The following is a 14,997-nucleotide window of genomic DNA, read 5'->3' as shown; positions in this document are numbered from 1 at the left end:
GACTGTTTTCGGGCTGCTTGCGAACCGACGTCCACGTCGTCGAGTCGCCTGATACGGCTAGCGGCCTGTCCTGAATCCGCAGGATCTGGCGCCTGGCGCTCACCGAAGGTGTTGCAATGCCTGGCTGAATCAGCCGCGAGGATCTCGCAAGCCACTTCGGGGCACCAGCACCGGCTTGGTGGAGCGGGGCGGGCGCGGTGAGAGAGTTGCGGCGGCTGACGCGGCGTCTTCGCCCGGGTACAAGAGTTCGGGATTCTTGACTCGAGGTAGGCGGCAGCTGGAGCGGGGCCTCGGTCGGGGCCTACGACGAGGTCCCGCTCGTGCCGGCTGCGCACTCGGCTGGTGAGCAACAGGATGAGGAATGGAGCACCGAATGAGCACCCCGTCCATCGACCCTGCCGGCATCGAGCTCCCGGCAACCTTCTCGATCGAAATCTCGGCGTACTTACCGGATCCCATGTCCGAACCGACGGGGTAAGAACGACCACCGGGCGGCGACCTGCGCGATACTGACATTCCCCAATCAGACCGTCACGATCGGCGAACGCTTGCCCTCATTGGTTGCAGCGGTCACGGGCTGTGCGGAGAAATCGGCCCCCGCCCCGCGAGCCAATGTGAAGCACGGAGATGAGATGGCAATGAAGCTCACGCTGATGATAGGCGGCCTTGCGCTGGCATCCGTCGGTGCTGTCATCGCCGCCAACGCTGCCGCAACGCTCTTCGCCGCAGGTGCGCTCTCCTGGTTGCTCCTGCCGGTCGGCGGCGTCGAGTTCTTCGACACGCTGCTGGTCCCGATCGCCTGGCTGTTCGGCGGCGGGGTCATCGCGCTGATCGGTCTCGGTCTGATGGTCGCCGCGTTCAATCTCCGGCGGGGTCGGCAATCACCGTCCTCCGCGGAGATGTGAGCCCAGTGCTGGCCGAAACGCGCACCACGGGGGTTCAAGACTGATGGAAACGAATGCTCCCTCCTAGAATGCTCGAAGCATGTGAGGCTACCGGCAATGAAACGTCTGCCCCTGGTCGCCTACGGCGCGTCCGCGCTGGTCATCGCAGGGCTGGTAGCTCTAGCGGTGGTACCGATCGTGGCCTCCCCAAAGTCGACTGCTGACGCTGCAGACGACTCTCAGGCACCCCGTCGCGACGACGAGTTGTACGACGCGCTCGCGCACATGGTGGAAGGAGCCCAAGAAGACTTGTGGGAGTTCCGCGAGCCGCTCCTCGCTGATGCGGAGGCGACGATTCCGCAAATCTGGTCCATCTCCGACGCCAGACCCTATTTCGACGACCCCTCGATAGACATCGGCGCCGGCACCTACACCCTTGTGGACTCCGAGACAACAGCCGAAGGAGTCACCCTCACACTGGCCACCTCAGCCAGCGTTGAGGCCGGTGCCGGGTGGTTCTATTCGCAGAGAAGCGGGGCGGTCTGCTTCGACCTGCAATTCCCGGCAGCAGAAGCCGCGCTACACGTAGAAGAGTCGGACTGCACGAACGCCAACGGCCAGGGACTCGAGTTGCAGCTCTTAAAGCAACACGGAGCGCCGATTCCGCTTGGTGATCTGACCGTTCGCCGGACCGTAACGGATGCAGACTTCACGCCACTGCCATGTCAGTGCCACAGTGGCGGATCCTGCGATTGCCCTGGCGGTTGAGGTGCGGCACGAATTCCAAACTCACCAGGTATTCCCGATGCGCCCGTAAGCGCGCCCACCGAAGCCGCGGCGGGCCGGCGGCCGCCCGCCTCGTGCCATAGCGCCAGGCGCGGAGGGCGACCCACCGCTTAAGGACCACCGGCCCCGGAGACGAGACCTGCTGCGGCAGACTCCCTCGAAAATGCGCTGGAGCATCCCGTGAGCTCGGTCACTGAGCCCGTCACCCGGGTAGTAGTCCTCTAAAGCTCCTCGGCCCCTTCGAGCGTGGTGATCTCGCATAGACGCAGCAATTGGCGGATGTCGTTGGTGTCACGGCCGGGTCGGTTCGCGCGCAGCTTCATGGCGAGCAACGCCTCTTTGGAGGCGATCTCGATCACGATGCCGGCCTGGTTGTAGATCGTCTCCCACTCGACCTGGCGCCCGAACGTCGGCAACGCATCGGCTTGCTCGACTCTGAAGTTCAGCCATTCCGGATCCCAGCCACGGCGGGACGCCACACGCGCCGCTGCCGCGGCCACGGCGTCATCGCTACCTGGCTGGATGTGCAGCGAATCTAGGTCTTGCGTCGTGCCTCGGTCAAAGTAGCGGAGTGCCAATGCGGCCCCACCGACCAGTCGGATGCCGGCGACCTGGCCCGCCTCACGCAACTACGCAAGGAGCTCGCGAAGGCCGCCGATGATGTCGTCGCGGTTCAGCGAGGTCGCCACGATCAGACGCTCGCGAAGGTGTCACGCCACACGCGCACACCTCGTTCCGCGAACTCCTCCGGCACCTCTGACTCTGGTGGGATCGGGTCTGCCGGATCGACGTCGAGTGTGCGAGGGGTGCGGAGGTGCCGACTCGGCGCGTTCACCCAATCGGGCGCGGGAAGACCCTCCTCGCGCAATCGCCATGCCACGAGGCCGGCGATCGCCGCATCCCACACCGGATCCTTCGTGGACTCCGGCTCAGCCAGCCCGAGCACGCCGCGGACGAGCCCTCGTTCGGCGACCAGGTTGTCGTCGAGCTGAAGGAGCGCGCGCAAAGCTCGGTCCTTATTGTCGACGCTGAGTTGCTCGCGGATCTCGACGGCGACGGTCGCAGCGTCGTCGCGCTGGGTGGGTGCCGAATACAAGCGGTGCCCTGCACCGGCGAGCAAGCGCTGGATGGTGCTGAACTCCGCATCGCGGCCACCCTCAGAGCGAGAAACGCTGCTCTGATCGAGGTGGGTGCGCTCGGCGAGTTGCTGTTGGGTGAGCCTGCGGCTCTTTCGGGCAGCGCGCACGAGAGTCGAAGCAGCGGTCATGAGCACCTCCCGGATTATGTCGTTGTGAACATATTCTACTCAACAGAGCCAAGGCCCGTCCGCCAGCGCCCAGAATTCGACCGCACAGCCCGTCGGCCGCCAGCGCTGACTGAGCCTGATCTGCACGCTTGGCCCACCCGATCGGACCTCGCGGCACAGTTAAGGCACAGTAACCGGCGACACGCCGCGCAGATCGATGCCGGAGAACGTCGGCGAACCTCAGCCGAGTATCCCGAAAACCGCGTAATTCCGCGGCAAAATGGCCGACTTGTATTCAACAGCATGAGAGTTCGAATCCCCCATCCTCCGCACCTGTCCTGAGTCGCGACATCGTTTACGAACGAGCCGCGGCTCAGGACTTTTCCGTCAGTCGTGGCTCAGCTCCGAGAGGAGGTGCTCCACGCGGTCGCGGATGTCGTCCCGGATGCGCCGCACACCATCGATGTCGAGGCCCGCAGGGTCATCGAGCTGCCAGTCCAGGTACCGCTTGCCGGGATACAGCGGGCAGGCGTCGCCGCAGCCCATGGTGACGACCGCGTCCGCTGCCCGCACGACGTCATCGGTCAGGGGTGATCATGCCGCCCCGCGCGCCGGGAGGATCTCGGAGATCAGCGACTCCACGCGAGCGCGGATCTCGTCTCTGATCGGACGCACCGCGTCGATGCCCTGGCCGGCGGGGTCGTCCAGCTCCCAGTCCTCGTAGCGCTTGCCGGGGAAGATCGGGCACGCGTCACCGCAGCCCATGGTGATGACCACGTCGGATTCGCGGACCGCATCGACCGTCAGCACCTTCGGCGTGTTCCCGGCGATGTCGATACCCTCCTCCGCCATCGCTGCGACGGCGACCGGGTTGATGGTGTCCTTCGGCGCCGAACCCGCCGAGAGCACCTCGACGTCGTCCCCGCCGAGTGCACGGAGGTAGCCGGCGGCCATCTGGGAGCGACCCGCGTTGTGCACGCAGACGAACAGGACGGTGGGCTTGTCAGCCATGTGCGGCCTCGCTTTCTCTTCACAGAAAGCATAGACCGTGATCTATCTAATCGGGAACCTCACCAGGTGAACTGTCGGCCAACAGTTCTCCGAGAAGTCGGCGGACGTGCGCTTCGATGTCATCGCGAATCGCGCGGATCTCCTCGGGCGACTTTCCGACGGGATCCTCCAGATCCCAGTCGAGGTAGCGGCGGCCGGGATAGATCGGACAGGCGTCGCCGCAGCCCATCGTGACGACGACATCGGCCGCTCGCACCACGTCGTCGGTGAGCGGCTTCGGGAACTCACCCCCGATCGAGACCCCGATCTCATCCAGAGTCGCGAGGATGCTGTGGCGCACATCGCTTGCCGGCTCGGAGCCCGCCGTCCGCACGCTCACCTTCCCGCCCGCCAGTTGCCGCAGGATCCCCGCGGCCATCTGCGAGCGCCCAGCGTTCTGGACGCAGACGAAGAGCACATTCGGGACACCGGACGGAGCGGCATCGGCGCGCTGCAGCGCCTCCAGGCGCGCCGCGGCGAACGTCGCCGTGCGACTGGCGAGCATCGGCGAGCGGGAGCGGCTCGCGAGGAGGAGGTGGCTCTCCTCGACATAGGCGCGCACGCTCTCGGGACTGAACACGCCGGCGAATCGGACGGCGAGATCCCTCGTGATGCGCTCGAGGTCCGGCTCCGGGGAGGGCGAGTCCGTCCCGCCCAGCAGAGCATCGACTCGCGCAGCATGGTCGGGTGCGATGGAGTACCAGACCCGGCGCCCCTCGGGCTGGCGAAGGACGATCCCCTCGTCATGCAGGGCCTTCATGTGATGGCTGACCGTGGGCTGCCGCAGGTCGAGGGTCGCAGCCAGGCGGCCGACCAGCTCGCGCCCGTCCTCCGCCCCGCGGATCAGCCGGAGGATCCGCGCGCGCGTGGGGTCACCCAACGCCGTCAGATCCGCCGCCTGATTCATAGATCGAAGTCTATCTCTCGACGACGAGTGATGGCCCGTGCCAGCTCCCCCCGATCTCATGCACTGTCAGCCGGCTCCACGGTGGCGCTGCGGCGCTCGATGAGGACGGTGTCGCGCCAGGCACCGGCGTGCGGGCCGACGGTCGATCGCGCGATGCGCTCGCGCCGTCCGACGACCCGGAACCCGGCCGCCTCATGCAGCCGAAGGCTCGCGGCATTCTCGGGGAAGATGCTCGACTGGATCGTCCAGATCCCGGACCGCTCTGCAGCCTGGATGAACGCGTCCAGCAGTACGCGCCCGATCCCCTGCCCGCGGGCGCCACGGTCGATGTAGACGGAGTGCTCGACCACGCCACGGTAGGCCGGTCTCAAGGACACGGCAGATCCAGCGACCCAGCCCACAACGACATCGGCCGAGTCGACGGCCACGAAGCGCATGCCGGGCAGCCTCCCCGCGTCGAAGGCCGACCAGTCCGGCGTCGCGGCCTCGAAGGTCGCCTCGCCGTCCTCGATGCCCTGTGCGTAGATCCGCTCGACCGCCGGCCAGTCGTCGGGCGTCATCTCGCGTACAGCCGTCATGAGCAGCATCCGCCGCCCTTCCCGGCGTCGGTCGAGCACACGCCGGTGGCGGGAAGGACGAGCTCGACGTGCGAGGCGGATGCCGTGTCACCGGCGAGCCACGCCGTCACCGAGCGCACCTGCTCGTAGCCGGTCGCGAGGAGGAAGGTCGGCGCGCGCCCGTAGGACTTCATGCCGACGATGAAGAACCCCTGCTCGGGGTGGGTGAGCTCGCGGAAGCCGTGAGGCTCGACCGTGCCGCACGAGTGGACGTTCGGGTCGATGAGCGGGGCGAGGCGCTTGGGCGCCTCCACGATCTCGTCCAGTTCGAGACGGATCTCGCGCAGCATCTGCAGATCAGGGCGGAACCCGGTGGCGTTCACCACGATGTCGGTCTCGTGGGTCATCACCTCACCCCCGCGGAGGCCGACCAGCTCCACGGCCTCGCCCGCGCGGCGCGCGCGGATGATCTCGAAGCCGTCGACGACGGCGACGTCGCCGCGTTCGACGGCTCGGTCGACGCGACTGCCCAGGTTCGCACGATCGGTCAGCTCGTCATCGGGCGAGGACGAGACCCGCACGGCCTTGGCGTTGCGGATCAGCCAGGTCACCGTGGTGCCGGCCTCCTCCCGGGCGAGCTGCACCAGGGCGAGAAGTGTGTTCGCCGCGGAGTGGCCGGCGCCCACGACCGTCACGCGGCGGCCCGCGAATTGCGCGCGATCCCTGCCGAGGACATCGGGAAGCGCGGCCGTCACCCGGTCGGCGATGTCGGTCATCCCCAGCAGCTCGAGCCCGCTGGAGGAGAGTGAGTTCGGTGAGCGGTACGTTCCCGACGCGTCGATGACAGCGCGGGCGGGGACGTCCTCGATCCCGCCCCCCGCAGTCCGGATGCGCACGGCGAACGGGGTGGCGCTGCGACGTGCCGTGCGGGTGCGATCCATCCCCTCGCGCGTCACGCCGATCACCTCGACGCCGGTCCGGATGCGCGGAGCGAGTTCCTCGAGGGCGGCGAGCGGCGCCACATATCGCTCGACGAGCTCGGCCCCGGTCGGCGCCCGCTCGGGGTCGGGCAGCACCCATCCCGACTCCTCGAGGAGACGACGGGAGGCGGGGTCCACCAGGTGCTTCCACGGGGAGAAGAGGCGGGTGTGCCCCCACGAGCGCACGCTCGCCGCAATCTCATCGCCCGCTTCGAAGACGACGAAGTCGATACCGCGCTCCAGCAGATTGGCAGCGGCGGCAAGCCCGATAGGGCCGGCACCGATGATCGCAACCGGCAGCGTCGAGAGCCGGCCGGCTTCAGCAACGCGGGGTGTCAGTTCGAGCAGGGTCACAGCATCCTCCACAAGATATCGACGAACTTCGATGCCCTGATTCTGAACCCATCTATCGACATCTGTCAATATCGAATACTCTCGATGCATGACCACGATGCTCGACGTCACCGACATCACCGCCGGCGTGTGCTGCGCCCCCCTCGTCCGCGAGCCGCTGACCGCCGAAGAGGCCGATCAGCTCGCCGCCACCATGAAGGCCCTTGCCGACCCGACTCGCCTGCGCCTGCTGTCGATCGTCGCCGCATCCGAGGACGCCGAGGCCTGCGTCTGCGATCTGATCGAGCCGGTCGGCCTCAGCCAGCCCACGGTGTCGCACCACCTGAAGATCCTCACCACCGCCGGATTCCTCACGCGCAGCAAGCGCGGCACGTGGGCGTACTTCAAGCTCGTGCCTGGCGCGCTCGACCGCGTCTCGCAGCTCCTCGTCGCCTCGTGACGCACACCGTTCGCGCCGCTGCCGGTGAGTTCCTCGGCAGCGCGGGGCTCGCCGCTGTCGTCATCGGCTCGGGGATCGCCGCCCAGCGCCTCTCCCCCGCCGACGTCGGCCTCCAGCTCTTCGAGAACGCCTTCGCCACCGCTCTGGGGCTCGCCGTCCTCATCCTCGTCTTCGCGACAGTGTCCGGATCGCACTTCAACCCCGTGGTCACGCTCGTCGACATCGCGCTGCACCGACGGAGCTGGACCATCGCCGCGGTCTACCTGCCCGTGCAGGTGCTCGGATGCATCGCCGGCGCGGTGCTCGCCAACCTCATGTTCGCAGCCCCGGCGATCGCCTGGAGCACGACCGACCGCTCGGCATCACCCCTGCTGCTGTCCGAGGTGGTGGCGACCGCCGGACTCGTGCTCCTGATCTTCGCGCTCGTGCGAACCGGCCGCTCGCATCTCGCGGCCCCGGCGGTCGGTGCCTACATCGGTGCGGCCTACTTCTTCACGTCGTCGACGAGCTTCGCCAACCCGGCGATCACGATCGGGCGCATGTTCACCGACACCTTCGCAGGAATCGCCCCGGCGTCGGCGCTGCCGTTCATCGCCGCACAGCTCGTCGGCGCGACGCTGGGATTCGGGGCGGTGCGGGTGCTCTTCCCCGTAGCGGCGCCTGAGCCCGCTGTCTCGCGAGGCTGATGGAAGGACCTCCGCGCGGCGGCGCCCGGCTGACGGCGCTCGCTTTCGCACAGATCGTCGCATGGGGCGTGCTCTACTACGCCGTCCTGGTGGCCGCACCCGCGATCGCCGCCGATACCGGCTGGAACGAAGAGGCCGTCTTCGTCGCCATCACGCTGGGACTGCTGACATCCGCCGTGTGCGCGATCCCGGTCGGCCACTGGCTGGATCGTCATCCGAGACGAACCATGGTGATCGGCGCACTCATGGGAGCCGTGGCACTGATCGCAGCAGCGGCGGCACCCACGATCCAGGTCTTCGCCGCGGCGTGGATCGTCTGCGGCGCTGCTCAATCCGCCGTGCTCTACCAAGCCGCCTTCACGGTGATCACCCATCGCTACCGATCCGCTCGACGCGGGCCCCTCACCCTGGTGACGCTCGCCGGAGGGCTCGCATCCACGATCTTCGCTCCACTCACCGGCTGGCTCGTCGTGGAGTCCGACTGGCGGGCGACGTTCGTCATCCTCGCCGGGATCCTGATCCTCGTGCCGCTTCCCACGTACGCGCTCACCGTGGAGCGCGGCTGGCACCACCTCGATGCGCGAGCTGCCGGCAACGGCGGCGCGGCACGAGTGCTGCGCACTCCGCGGTTCTGGATCGTCGCGGGCTCGTTCGCGCTCATGTCGTTCTCACTCCATGCGGTGACCCTGTCGGCGGTCCCCGCCTCGGTCGAGAAGGGCCTGGATCTTCAGACCGCCGCCTGGGTGCTGGGAGTCATCGGCGCCGGCCAAGTGCTCGGCCGACTCGTGTACCTGGCGATCCCCCGCACCGCCGCGCCGTGGATCGCGCCCGCATCGGTCGGTGCCCTCGGGGCGGCCGCCCTGACCGCATACGGGATCGCTTCGGGCCCGGGGCTCATCATCGCCACCGGGGTCGTCGCCGGCGCCATCCGCGGCGCGCTCACACTCATTCAGGCGTCCGCCGTCGCGGATCGGTGGGGACCGGAGTCCTACGGCACACTCAACGGCGCGCTCGCGGCACCGGTCACGGCGGTCGCTGCGCTGGCCCCTGGAGCGGCGGTGCTGCTGGCCGAGTCCCTCGGTTCGTACAGGTGGATGGCGCTCGCGATGGCGGTGGTGTGCCTGCTGGGCGGCGTGCTGACGATTCGCCGCTAGCGGATCGCATCCCCTGCACATGGCCTCAGATGAAGAGCGTCGTGCCCGACTTCTCGGCCTCACCGATGCGGGCGGAAGGTACCGCGGGACGCGCCCCGACTTTGTGAGGGGGGACGAAGGTCCTCGTGCGTTCCGTCGCCGGCGCTTATGTTCGGCTCACGGCCCGGAACAGGAAGGTACGGAGCGGGCATGGAGGAGCTGAGCCGGCGCGGCGTCCTGATTCCGTCAGGGGGAGTGATCTTTCACCCGAGATGAGAAGCGACATGAGATTCCTCGAGCACCTTCCCCGATTCCTCTTCTTCACCGGAAAGGGCGGCGTGGGCAAGACCTCGGTCGCGTGCGCGAGCGCGGTCCATCTCGCAGACGCCGGCAAGGACGTGCTGCTCGTCAGCACCGACCCCGCATCGAACATCGGCCAGGTCTTCGGTCTGGCAGTAGGTAACACCATCACGCCGATCCCGGCGGCGCCAGGCCTGTCAGCGCTGGAAATCGATCCGGAATCCGCCGCGGACGCCTACCGTGAGCGCATCATCGGGCCCTTGCGCGGCTCCCTTGCGGACGTCGAACTGGACGGTGTCCGCGAGAGCCTGTCGGGATCGTGCACGACTGAGATCGCCTCTTTCGACGAGTTCGCCGAGCTGCTGACCGATGACACGCGGTACGCGGCCTACGATCACGTCATCTTCGACACCGCGCCGACCGGTCACACCATCCGCCTGCTGCAACTGCCGGGCTCCTGGAGCGAGTTCCTCACCCGCGGCGGTGACGCATCCTGCCTAGGTCCGCTCTCCGGGTTGGCGCGGCACAAGTCGACGTATTCGAAGGCGGTGAGCGCCCTCACCGACCCGACCCTCACCAGGCTCGTGCTCGTGACTCGCGCCGAGCGTTCGGCCCTGGCGGAACTCGAGCGCACCTTCGATGAGCTTCACGCCATCGGCATCCCGGACGGACACGTGGTCGTCAACGGGATCCTGCCCGACCACGCCGATGACGAGCCGCTCTCACGCGCCGTGCGGCGCCGGGAGGCGTCAGCCCTCGCTGCGATGCCGGCCGGTGTGGCAGCGCTGCCGCGAGACTTCATCGAGCTGAGGCCGGACAACGTGGTCGGGATCGAGGCCGTCCGGGCGCTGCTGAACGACGCGACCAGCGCCCCATCCACCGACGTCGGCGAGAGCGACCCCGTGGCCCAGGACGCACCGCTCTCGGCGCTCATCGACGCGATCGAGGCAGACGGTCACGGCCTCGTGCTGTGCATGGGCAAGGGGGGCGTCGGCAAGACCACGATTGCGGCCGCCATCGCGAACGGCCTTGCCCGGCGCGGCCACGACGTGCTGCTCACCACCACTGACCCCGCCGCCCACCTCATGCACACATTGGACGGCGCCGCGGTCGACCGCCTGACGGTATCGCGCATCGATCCGGACGCGGCGATCCAGGCCTACCGCACCCGGGTCATGGCTTCGAAGGGCAAGAACCTCGACGAGCAGGCGCGGGCCGCTCTCGCCGAGGATCTGATGTCACCGTGCAACGACGAAGTCGCCGTCTTCCATGAGTTCTCGCGCGCGATCTCGGAATCGCGTCGCACCTTCGTGATCATCGACACGGCCCCGACCGGCCACACCCTGCTCCTCCTGGACGCCACCGGCTCCTACCACCGGGAGATCACCCGGCAGATGGGCGACGGACTCGATATCGTGACGCCTCTCATGCGATTGCAGGACCCCGGCCTCACAAAGGTTGTGCTCGTCACGCTCGCCGAGACCACTCCCGTCCTCGAGGCCGAGGAACTCGCCGGCGACCTCCGCCGAGCAGGCATCGAGCCATGGGCGTGGGTCGTCAACAGCTCGATCGCGGCCGCGAACCCGACGTCGCCCTTCCTGCGGCGGCGCGCACGGAATGAACTCGAACACATCCACCGCGTGAAGGAGCTCTCGTCCCGGGTGGCCATCATCCCGATGCAGAGCGAGGAGCCGATCGGACCATCGCGGCTGACGGCGCTCAGCGACCCGGCCGGCGAGCAGATACACGCCTCGCGGTCCTGAAGACCGGCGTCTCCGGCGACGTCCACCGGAGGGCGCAGACTTCCGGCGCCTCCGTCATCGCACGTGGATGGTCTCTGGTTCCCAATACCGCCGATGGCGGATGGCCCGCCTCCGGATGGCCAGGCCGCCGATCGCCCCCACCACCGCGACGGCGAGGAGCACTCCGACCGCGCCGGGCAGGCTGACCGCGCCGACCCAACCGGCCAGTGGATAGGTGATCAGGAAGCACGCGTGCGAGAAGGCGAACTGTGCCGTGTAGACGAGGTTCCGGTTCGCGGGCGTCGACGCGTCGGCGAGCAGCCGTGACGACGGCGTGTTGCTCAGCGAGATGCCCGCCCCGAGCACGATCCACGTGAGCAGCAGCATCCACCATCCCGCTCCGCCCGCGACGGCGGCGACCGTCACCCCGACTGCGACAGCGAGTCCGACGACCACCGTGCCGAGGCCTGCGACCATGACGCTCGTCACCCCGAACCGGTCCACGAGCCAGGGGATGTTCAGCGCGACGAGCAGCGAGCCGACACCGTACGCACCCAGTGTCACCGCCAGCGCGGAGTCTCCGAGCCCGAACACGCTCTTGGCGTACACGACCGAGTTCACCAGCACGAGCGCCGTGCCCGCGGCCACGACCAGATTCGCGAACAGCACGAACCGAAGGCTCGCTGTCGCGACGAACACCTTCGCGCCCATCGGCAGCCGCTGCCAGAACGTCGACGTCGACTCCTCGGCCGGCTGCGGCGGGATCGCCGAGATCAGCACGAGCAGCGCGGAGCCGGCGAACCCGGCCGCCGTCCCCACGAACAGGTCGTTGTAGCCGATGACCGTCAGCAGGGCCGCCGCGATCACCGGGCTCAGCAGCGCTTCGAGGTCGTACGCGAGCCGGGACAATGCGAGTGCGCGGGTGTAGTCATTCGGGTCGGGCAGCACGTTCGGGATCAGCGACTGGAACGCCGGGGTGAACGTCGCCGAGGCCGACTGCAGCACGAACACCAGCGCGTAGATCTGCCAGACCTCTGAGACGAACGGCAGCATCAGCGCGATCACCAGCCGGATCGCATCCGCGCCGATCAGCACCGCCTTCTTCGGCAGCCGGTCGACCAGCGCCGCCACCAGCGGTGCGACACCGACGTAGGCGACCATCTTGATGGTGAGCGCGGTGCCCAGCACGGAGCCCGCCGCCGCGCCGGCGAGGTCGAACGCGAGAAGGCCGAGCGCGACCGTGAGCAGACCCGTCCCCAGCAGCGCGACGACCTGCGCCCCGAACAGCGTCCGATACGTCCTGTTGCGCAGCACGCCGATCATGCGTGATGCCGCGGCGCCTCGTCGACGGCGTGCTCGGCCTGCATGATCTCCTCTCGAGGGCCCGCGCCGTCCGTCGGCGCCGCCTGCCCACCCCCGCAATACGCCTCTTCGGGCGAAATTTCCAGGGGGTCCCCTGACGAGAAGCGGCTTCCTAACGTGGAAACCGGAGCGATCACCCGGATCGCCTCCGCATCACCCCTCGCATGAGACGAAGGAGCGATCATGTCCTCAGCTTGGGACGCATGGGAGTACCGAGAATCCGTCAACCGCGACGCCGGTTCGCGCAGCCTCGTGGGATATCACGTGCACGCCACCGACGGCGACATCGGGAAGATCGACGAGGCGAGCGACGACGTCGGCAGCAGCCGCCTCGTCGTGGACACCGGCCCGTGGATCTTCGGACGGAAGGTGATCCTCCCCGCAGGCACGGTCCAGCGTGTCGACGACGCCGACGAGAAGGTCTACGTCGACCTCACCAAGGACCAGATCAAGAACTCTCCGGAATGGGACCAGAGCACCGCCGGCACGGATGACGACTACCGCGGTCGCCTCGACACCTACTACGGCGGCTTCTACCGCTGATGATCATGAGGGCGCCCGGCCGACGGCCGGGCGCCCTTCGTCGGCCCGGTTCGCGGGAGGCTCGGCGAGACGCTAGCTTCGCGTGTCGTTCGGCGTGATGTCCGTTCCGGCGACGCGGATCCGGTCGACGTCCAGGCTCTCGACCCGCACCTCGCCGAGCGTCACATCGGCACCCTCACCGGGGCTGGTGGGGACCGGCCCCGTGTCGATGTTCTCCTCCACCAGGGTGATCCCGCCGGAGCTGTTCGCCGACGACGCGAGATCCTCGATCCACCTGCGACTCAGCTCGGGCTGCTCGGGGTCCTCGAAGACGAAGCGCAGCGGGATGGAGGGATGCAGCCAGATGGTGCTGCGTCCGCCCGGCTGGTCATCGGGATGCCTCCACGACAGCGTGAAGCTCTCGCCGCGACGCAGCTTGGTGGCGATCACGACCTTCAGGTGCGCCAGCGCGCGGTCCTCGATGTGGATCGGCGTCGCCGAGCCGCCGTAGAACATCGTCCCCATGGCTCGAAGCATAGACCTGCCGGATCCGCGGGCGTCTCGGTGCGCCCATCCTGGCCGAGCAGCCCCCTGACGCGATCGAAGGTCCTCATGAAGCTCGGCCCGCACCTGCACCGCATCGGCAACGACATCGTCGCCGCCTACCTCGTCGTCACGGATGACGGGGTAACCGTCGTGGACGCCGGCCTGCCCGGCCACTGGAAGGATCTGGTCGACGAGCTCACATCGCTCGGCCTCTCCCCCGCCGACGTGAAGGGCGTCGTGCTGACCCACGGCGACGCCGACCACATCGGGTTCGCGGAGCGCCTCCGCCGCGATCACGGTGTGCCGGTGTTCGTCCACGCGGCCGACGCAGAGCGGGCCCGCACCGGCGCCAAGCCGAAGGTCGCGGCAGGGCCGATGCGACTCGTGCCGACGCTGGGCTTCTTCGCCTACGCCCTGCGCAAGCGCGCCGTCCCGACGACCTACGTGTCGGAGGTCGTCGAGGTGCACGACGGCGACGTCCTCGAGCTGCCGGGTGCGCCGGTCGTCATCGGCCTGCCGGGCCACTCGCCGGGAAGCATCGCTGTGCATGTTCCATCGGCGGATGCCGTCTTCGTGGGCGACGCCCTCACGACGCGCCACGTCCTCACCGGCAGGGAAGGAATGCAGCCCGCGCCCTTCACCGACGACCCGGCCGCCGCCCTCGCGTCGCTCGATCGGCTCGCGGGCGTGCAGGCCTCCTGGGTGCTCCCCGGCCACGGCGCGCCCTGGCGGGGTTCTCCGGCCGACGTGGCCGCTGCGGTCCGGGCGGGCGCAGCCTGACGCCGCGCCGGCGACGGACCGGTCAGGCCTCGAAATCCTCCGGCTCGACGTCGTCGAGGAAGCGTTTGAACTCGTCGAGCCGTTCGGTCGCGTCCGTCTCGGTGAGGACGTCGGGCACACCGGCGTCCGCCATGACCTCGTCGGCCACCCACATCGGGGCCCCGGTGCGCGATGCCAGCGCGATCGCATCGGAGGGTCGCGCGTCGACCACCCGATCGCCGAGGGGCGTCGAAAGCGTGATCGCGGCGTAGAAGGTCCCGTCGTCGATGCGCGTCACCTCGACGCGCGAGGTCGATGCGTCCAGCGCCTCGAGCATCAGTCGCATGAGATCGTGCGCGAGGGGGCGCGGCACGTCGGCGTTCTCGACCGCGACCAGGATGGAGGTGGCCTCGAGCTGTCCGATCCAGATCGGCAGCACCAGCCCGTCGCCGGGAAGCTGGTCGACCGGCTTGAGAAGGAGAACGTGCTGGCCCGAGGCATCCAGAGCCACACCCGCCACGCGAACCTGGACCACGATCGTCACCCCTCTCCGCACCGTCTCCGCAGACGCCCTCACGAGGCATCCGATGCCATCGTAAGCACGGCGCGCACACCCAGGACAGGGGGTCGGCTCCTCGTCGCCTCACGGGTCGGGGGGGGGGGGGGGGGGGGGGGGGGGGCCGGGGCCCCCCCCCGGGGGGGGGGGGGGGGGGGGCGGGCGCGGGGGGGGGGGGGGCGGGCGCG

17 protein-coding genes and 1 pseudogene are annotated in these 14,997 nt (G+C 68.6%); 8 read left to right on the top strand and 10 right to left on the bottom strand.

All coding sequences use genetic code 11. The features are described from left to right. Window positions 1-638: 638 nt before the first annotated feature. Both V6R91_RS07660 and V6R91_RS07655 read left to right on the top strand, forming a co-directional pair. The gene (locus V6R91_RS07660; RefSeq protein WP_336394975.1) at window positions 639-905 is read left to right on the top strand and encodes a hypothetical protein; all 267 of its coding nucleotides are present in this window, start codon (window positions 639-641) and stop codon (window positions 903-905) included. A 96-nt stretch (window positions 906-1,001) separates the two neighbouring features. Then, window positions 1,002-1,652, top strand: coding sequence for a hypothetical protein (locus V6R91_RS07655; RefSeq protein WP_336394974.1), 651 nt, complete (start codon window positions 1,002-1,004; stop codon window positions 1,650-1,652). 239 nt (window positions 1,653-1,891) lie between these two features. On the opposite strand, the gene V6R91_RS07650 is transcribed toward V6R91_RS07655, so the two are convergent. The 7 genes from V6R91_RS07650 to V6R91_RS07620 all read right to left on the bottom strand — a co-directional run bounded on the left by V6R91_RS07650 (window position 1,892) and on the right by V6R91_RS07620 (window position 6,854). Next, the gene (locus tag V6R91_RS07650; RefSeq protein WP_336394973.1) at window positions 1,892-2,170 is read right to left on the bottom strand and encodes a hypothetical protein; all 279 of its coding nucleotides are present in this window, start codon (window positions 2,168-2,170) and stop codon (window positions 1,892-1,894) included. 191 nt (window positions 2,171-2,361) lie between these two features. Beyond that, window positions 2,362-2,937: a helix-turn-helix domain-containing protein gene (locus tag V6R91_RS07645; RefSeq protein ID WP_336394972.1), complete on the bottom strand. Its 576-nt coding sequence runs from the start codon at window positions 2,935-2,937 to the stop codon at window positions 2,362-2,364. 366 nt (window positions 2,938-3,303) lie between these two features. Further along, on the bottom strand, window positions 3,304-3,489 hold the full coding sequence (locus tag V6R91_RS07640; protein ID WP_336394971.1) for a hypothetical protein: 186 nt from the start codon (window positions 3,487-3,489) through the stop codon (window positions 3,304-3,306). Window positions 3,490-3,510: 21 nt separating this feature from the next. Next, on the bottom strand, window positions 3,511-3,927 hold the full coding sequence (locus tag V6R91_RS07635; RefSeq protein WP_336394970.1) for an arsenate reductase ArsC: 417 nt from the start codon (window positions 3,925-3,927) through the stop codon (window positions 3,511-3,513). 46 nt (window positions 3,928-3,973) lie between these two features. Next, window positions 3,974-4,873, bottom strand: a complete 900-nt coding sequence (locus tag V6R91_RS07630; protein ID WP_336394969.1) for a metalloregulator ArsR/SmtB family transcription factor — start codon at window positions 4,871-4,873, stop codon at window positions 3,974-3,976. Window positions 4,874-4,929: 56 nt separating this feature from the next. After that, window positions 4,930-5,451, bottom strand: coding sequence for a GNAT family N-acetyltransferase (locus V6R91_RS07625; protein ID WP_336394968.1), 522 nt, complete (start codon window positions 5,449-5,451; stop codon window positions 4,930-4,932). Further along, window positions 5,448-6,854: an FAD-dependent oxidoreductase gene (locus tag V6R91_RS07620; protein ID WP_336394967.1), complete on the bottom strand. Its 1,407-nt coding sequence runs from the start codon at window positions 6,852-6,854 to the stop codon at window positions 5,448-5,450. Before V6R91_RS07620 ends, V6R91_RS07625 begins: the two co-directional genes overlap by 4 nt. On the opposite strand from V6R91_RS07620, the gene V6R91_RS07615 reads away from it, so the two are divergent. The 4 genes from V6R91_RS07615 (at window position 6,853) to arsA (ending at window position 11,085) form a co-directional block, all read left to right on the top strand. Beyond that, the gene (locus tag V6R91_RS07615) at window positions 6,853-7,203 is read left to right on the top strand and encodes a metalloregulator ArsR/SmtB family transcription factor (RefSeq protein WP_336394966.1); all 351 of its coding nucleotides are present in this window, start codon (window positions 6,853-6,855) and stop codon (window positions 7,201-7,203) included. The genes V6R91_RS07620 and V6R91_RS07615 overlap by 2 nt on opposite strands. Further along, a complete protein-coding gene (locus V6R91_RS07610) occupies window positions 7,200-7,889 on the top strand; it encodes an aquaporin (RefSeq protein ID WP_336394965.1) in 690 nt (229 codons plus the stop codon). The genes V6R91_RS07615 and V6R91_RS07610 overlap by 4 nt, the downstream gene beginning before the upstream one ends. Next, the gene (locus V6R91_RS07605) at window positions 7,889-9,043 is read left to right on the top strand and encodes an MFS transporter (protein WP_336394964.1); all 1,155 of its coding nucleotides are present in this window, start codon (window positions 7,889-7,891) and stop codon (window positions 9,041-9,043) included. The genes V6R91_RS07610 and V6R91_RS07605 overlap by 1 nt, the downstream gene beginning before the upstream one ends. 125 nt (window positions 9,044-9,168) lie before the next feature. Then, window positions 9,169-11,085, top strand: a complete 1,917-nt coding sequence (gene arsA / locus V6R91_RS07600) for an arsenical pump-driving ATPase (protein ID WP_336394963.1) — start codon at window positions 9,169-9,171, stop codon at window positions 11,083-11,085. A 54-nt stretch (window positions 11,086-11,139) separates the two neighbouring features. Here arsA and V6R91_RS07595 read toward each other — a convergent pair whose 3' ends face one another. After that, window positions 11,140-12,387, bottom strand: a complete 1,248-nt coding sequence (locus V6R91_RS07595; protein ID WP_336394962.1) for an MFS transporter — start codon at window positions 12,385-12,387, stop codon at window positions 11,140-11,142. 222 nt (window positions 12,388-12,609) lie between these two features. Here V6R91_RS07595 and V6R91_RS07590 point away from each other — a divergent pair, with 222 nt between their 5' ends. Beyond that, window positions 12,610-12,969 (top strand): PRC-barrel domain-containing protein, encoded by a 360-nt coding sequence (locus V6R91_RS07590; RefSeq protein WP_336394961.1) that lies wholly within the window; start codon window positions 12,610-12,612, stop codon window positions 12,967-12,969. Window positions 12,970-13,170: 201 nt separating this feature from the next. Here V6R91_RS07590 and V6R91_RS07585 read toward each other — a convergent pair. Further along, window positions 13,171-13,473 (bottom strand): annotated as a pseudogene (locus tag V6R91_RS07585) (DUF7882 family protein); the annotation flags it as partial. Window positions 13,474-13,560: 87 nt separating this feature from the next. Between V6R91_RS07585 and V6R91_RS07580 the strand changes: the two are divergent. Then, window positions 13,561-14,274 carry an MBL fold metallo-hydrolase gene (locus V6R91_RS07580; protein ID WP_336394960.1) on the top strand — a complete coding sequence of 238 codons (714 nt, stop codon included), beginning with the start codon at window positions 13,561-13,563 and terminating at the stop codon, window positions 14,272-14,274. 22 nt (window positions 14,275-14,296) lie between these two features. Here the strand turns inward: V6R91_RS07580 and V6R91_RS07575 are convergent, their stop codons facing one another. After that, the gene (locus V6R91_RS07575) at window positions 14,297-14,797 is read right to left on the bottom strand and encodes a bifunctional nuclease family protein (RefSeq protein ID WP_336394959.1); all 501 of its coding nucleotides are present in this window, start codon (window positions 14,795-14,797) and stop codon (window positions 14,297-14,299) included. Window positions 14,798-14,997 lie beyond the last annotated feature (200 nt).

The organism is Microbacterium sp. CCNWLW41, from assembly GCF_037083505.1.
The sequence above is the reverse complement of the archived record's forward strand: the minus strand, read 5'-3'. Positions and strand labels throughout refer to the sequence as shown.

Coding starts and splice junctions, on each gene's coding strand:
- V6R91_RS07655 (WP_336394974.1), top strand. CDS start 1,002: ATGAAACGTCTGCCCCTGGTCGCCTACGGCGCGTCCGCGCTGGTCATC.
- V6R91_RS07615 (WP_336394966.1), top strand. CDS start 6,853: ATGACCACGATGCTCGACGTCACCGACATCACCGCCGGCGTGTGCTGC.
- V6R91_RS07620 (WP_336394967.1), bottom strand. CDS start 6,854: ATGCATCGAGAGTATTCGATATTGACAGATGTCGATAGATGGGTTCAG.
- V6R91_RS07635 (WP_336394970.1), bottom strand. CDS start 3,927: ATGGCTGACAAGCCCACCGTCCTGTTCGTCTGCGTGCACAACGCGGGT.
- V6R91_RS07630 (WP_336394969.1), bottom strand. CDS start 4,873: ATGAATCAGGCGGCGGATCTGACGGCGTTGGGTGACCCCACGCGCGCG.
- V6R91_RS07625 (WP_336394968.1), bottom strand. CDS start 5,451: ATGACGGCTGTACGCGAGATGACGCCCGACGACTGGCCGGCGGTCGAG.
- V6R91_RS07580 (WP_336394960.1), top strand. CDS start 13,561: ATGAAGCTCGGCCCGCACCTGCACCGCATCGGCAACGACATCGTCGCC.
- V6R91_RS07645 (WP_336394972.1), bottom strand. CDS start 2,937: ATGACCGCTGCTTCGACTCTCGTGCGCGCTGCCCGAAAGAGCCGCAGG.
- V6R91_RS07605 (WP_336394964.1), top strand. CDS start 7,889: ATGGAAGGACCTCCGCGCGGCGGCGCCCGGCTGACGGCGCTCGCTTTC.
- V6R91_RS07660 (WP_336394975.1), top strand. CDS start 639: ATGAAGCTCACGCTGATGATAGGCGGCCTTGCGCTGGCATCCGTCGGT.
- V6R91_RS07595 (WP_336394962.1), bottom strand. CDS start 12,387: ATGATCGGCGTGCTGCGCAACAGGACGTATCGGACGCTGTTCGGGGCG.
- V6R91_RS07590 (WP_336394961.1), top strand. CDS start 12,610: ATGTCCTCAGCTTGGGACGCATGGGAGTACCGAGAATCCGTCAACCGC.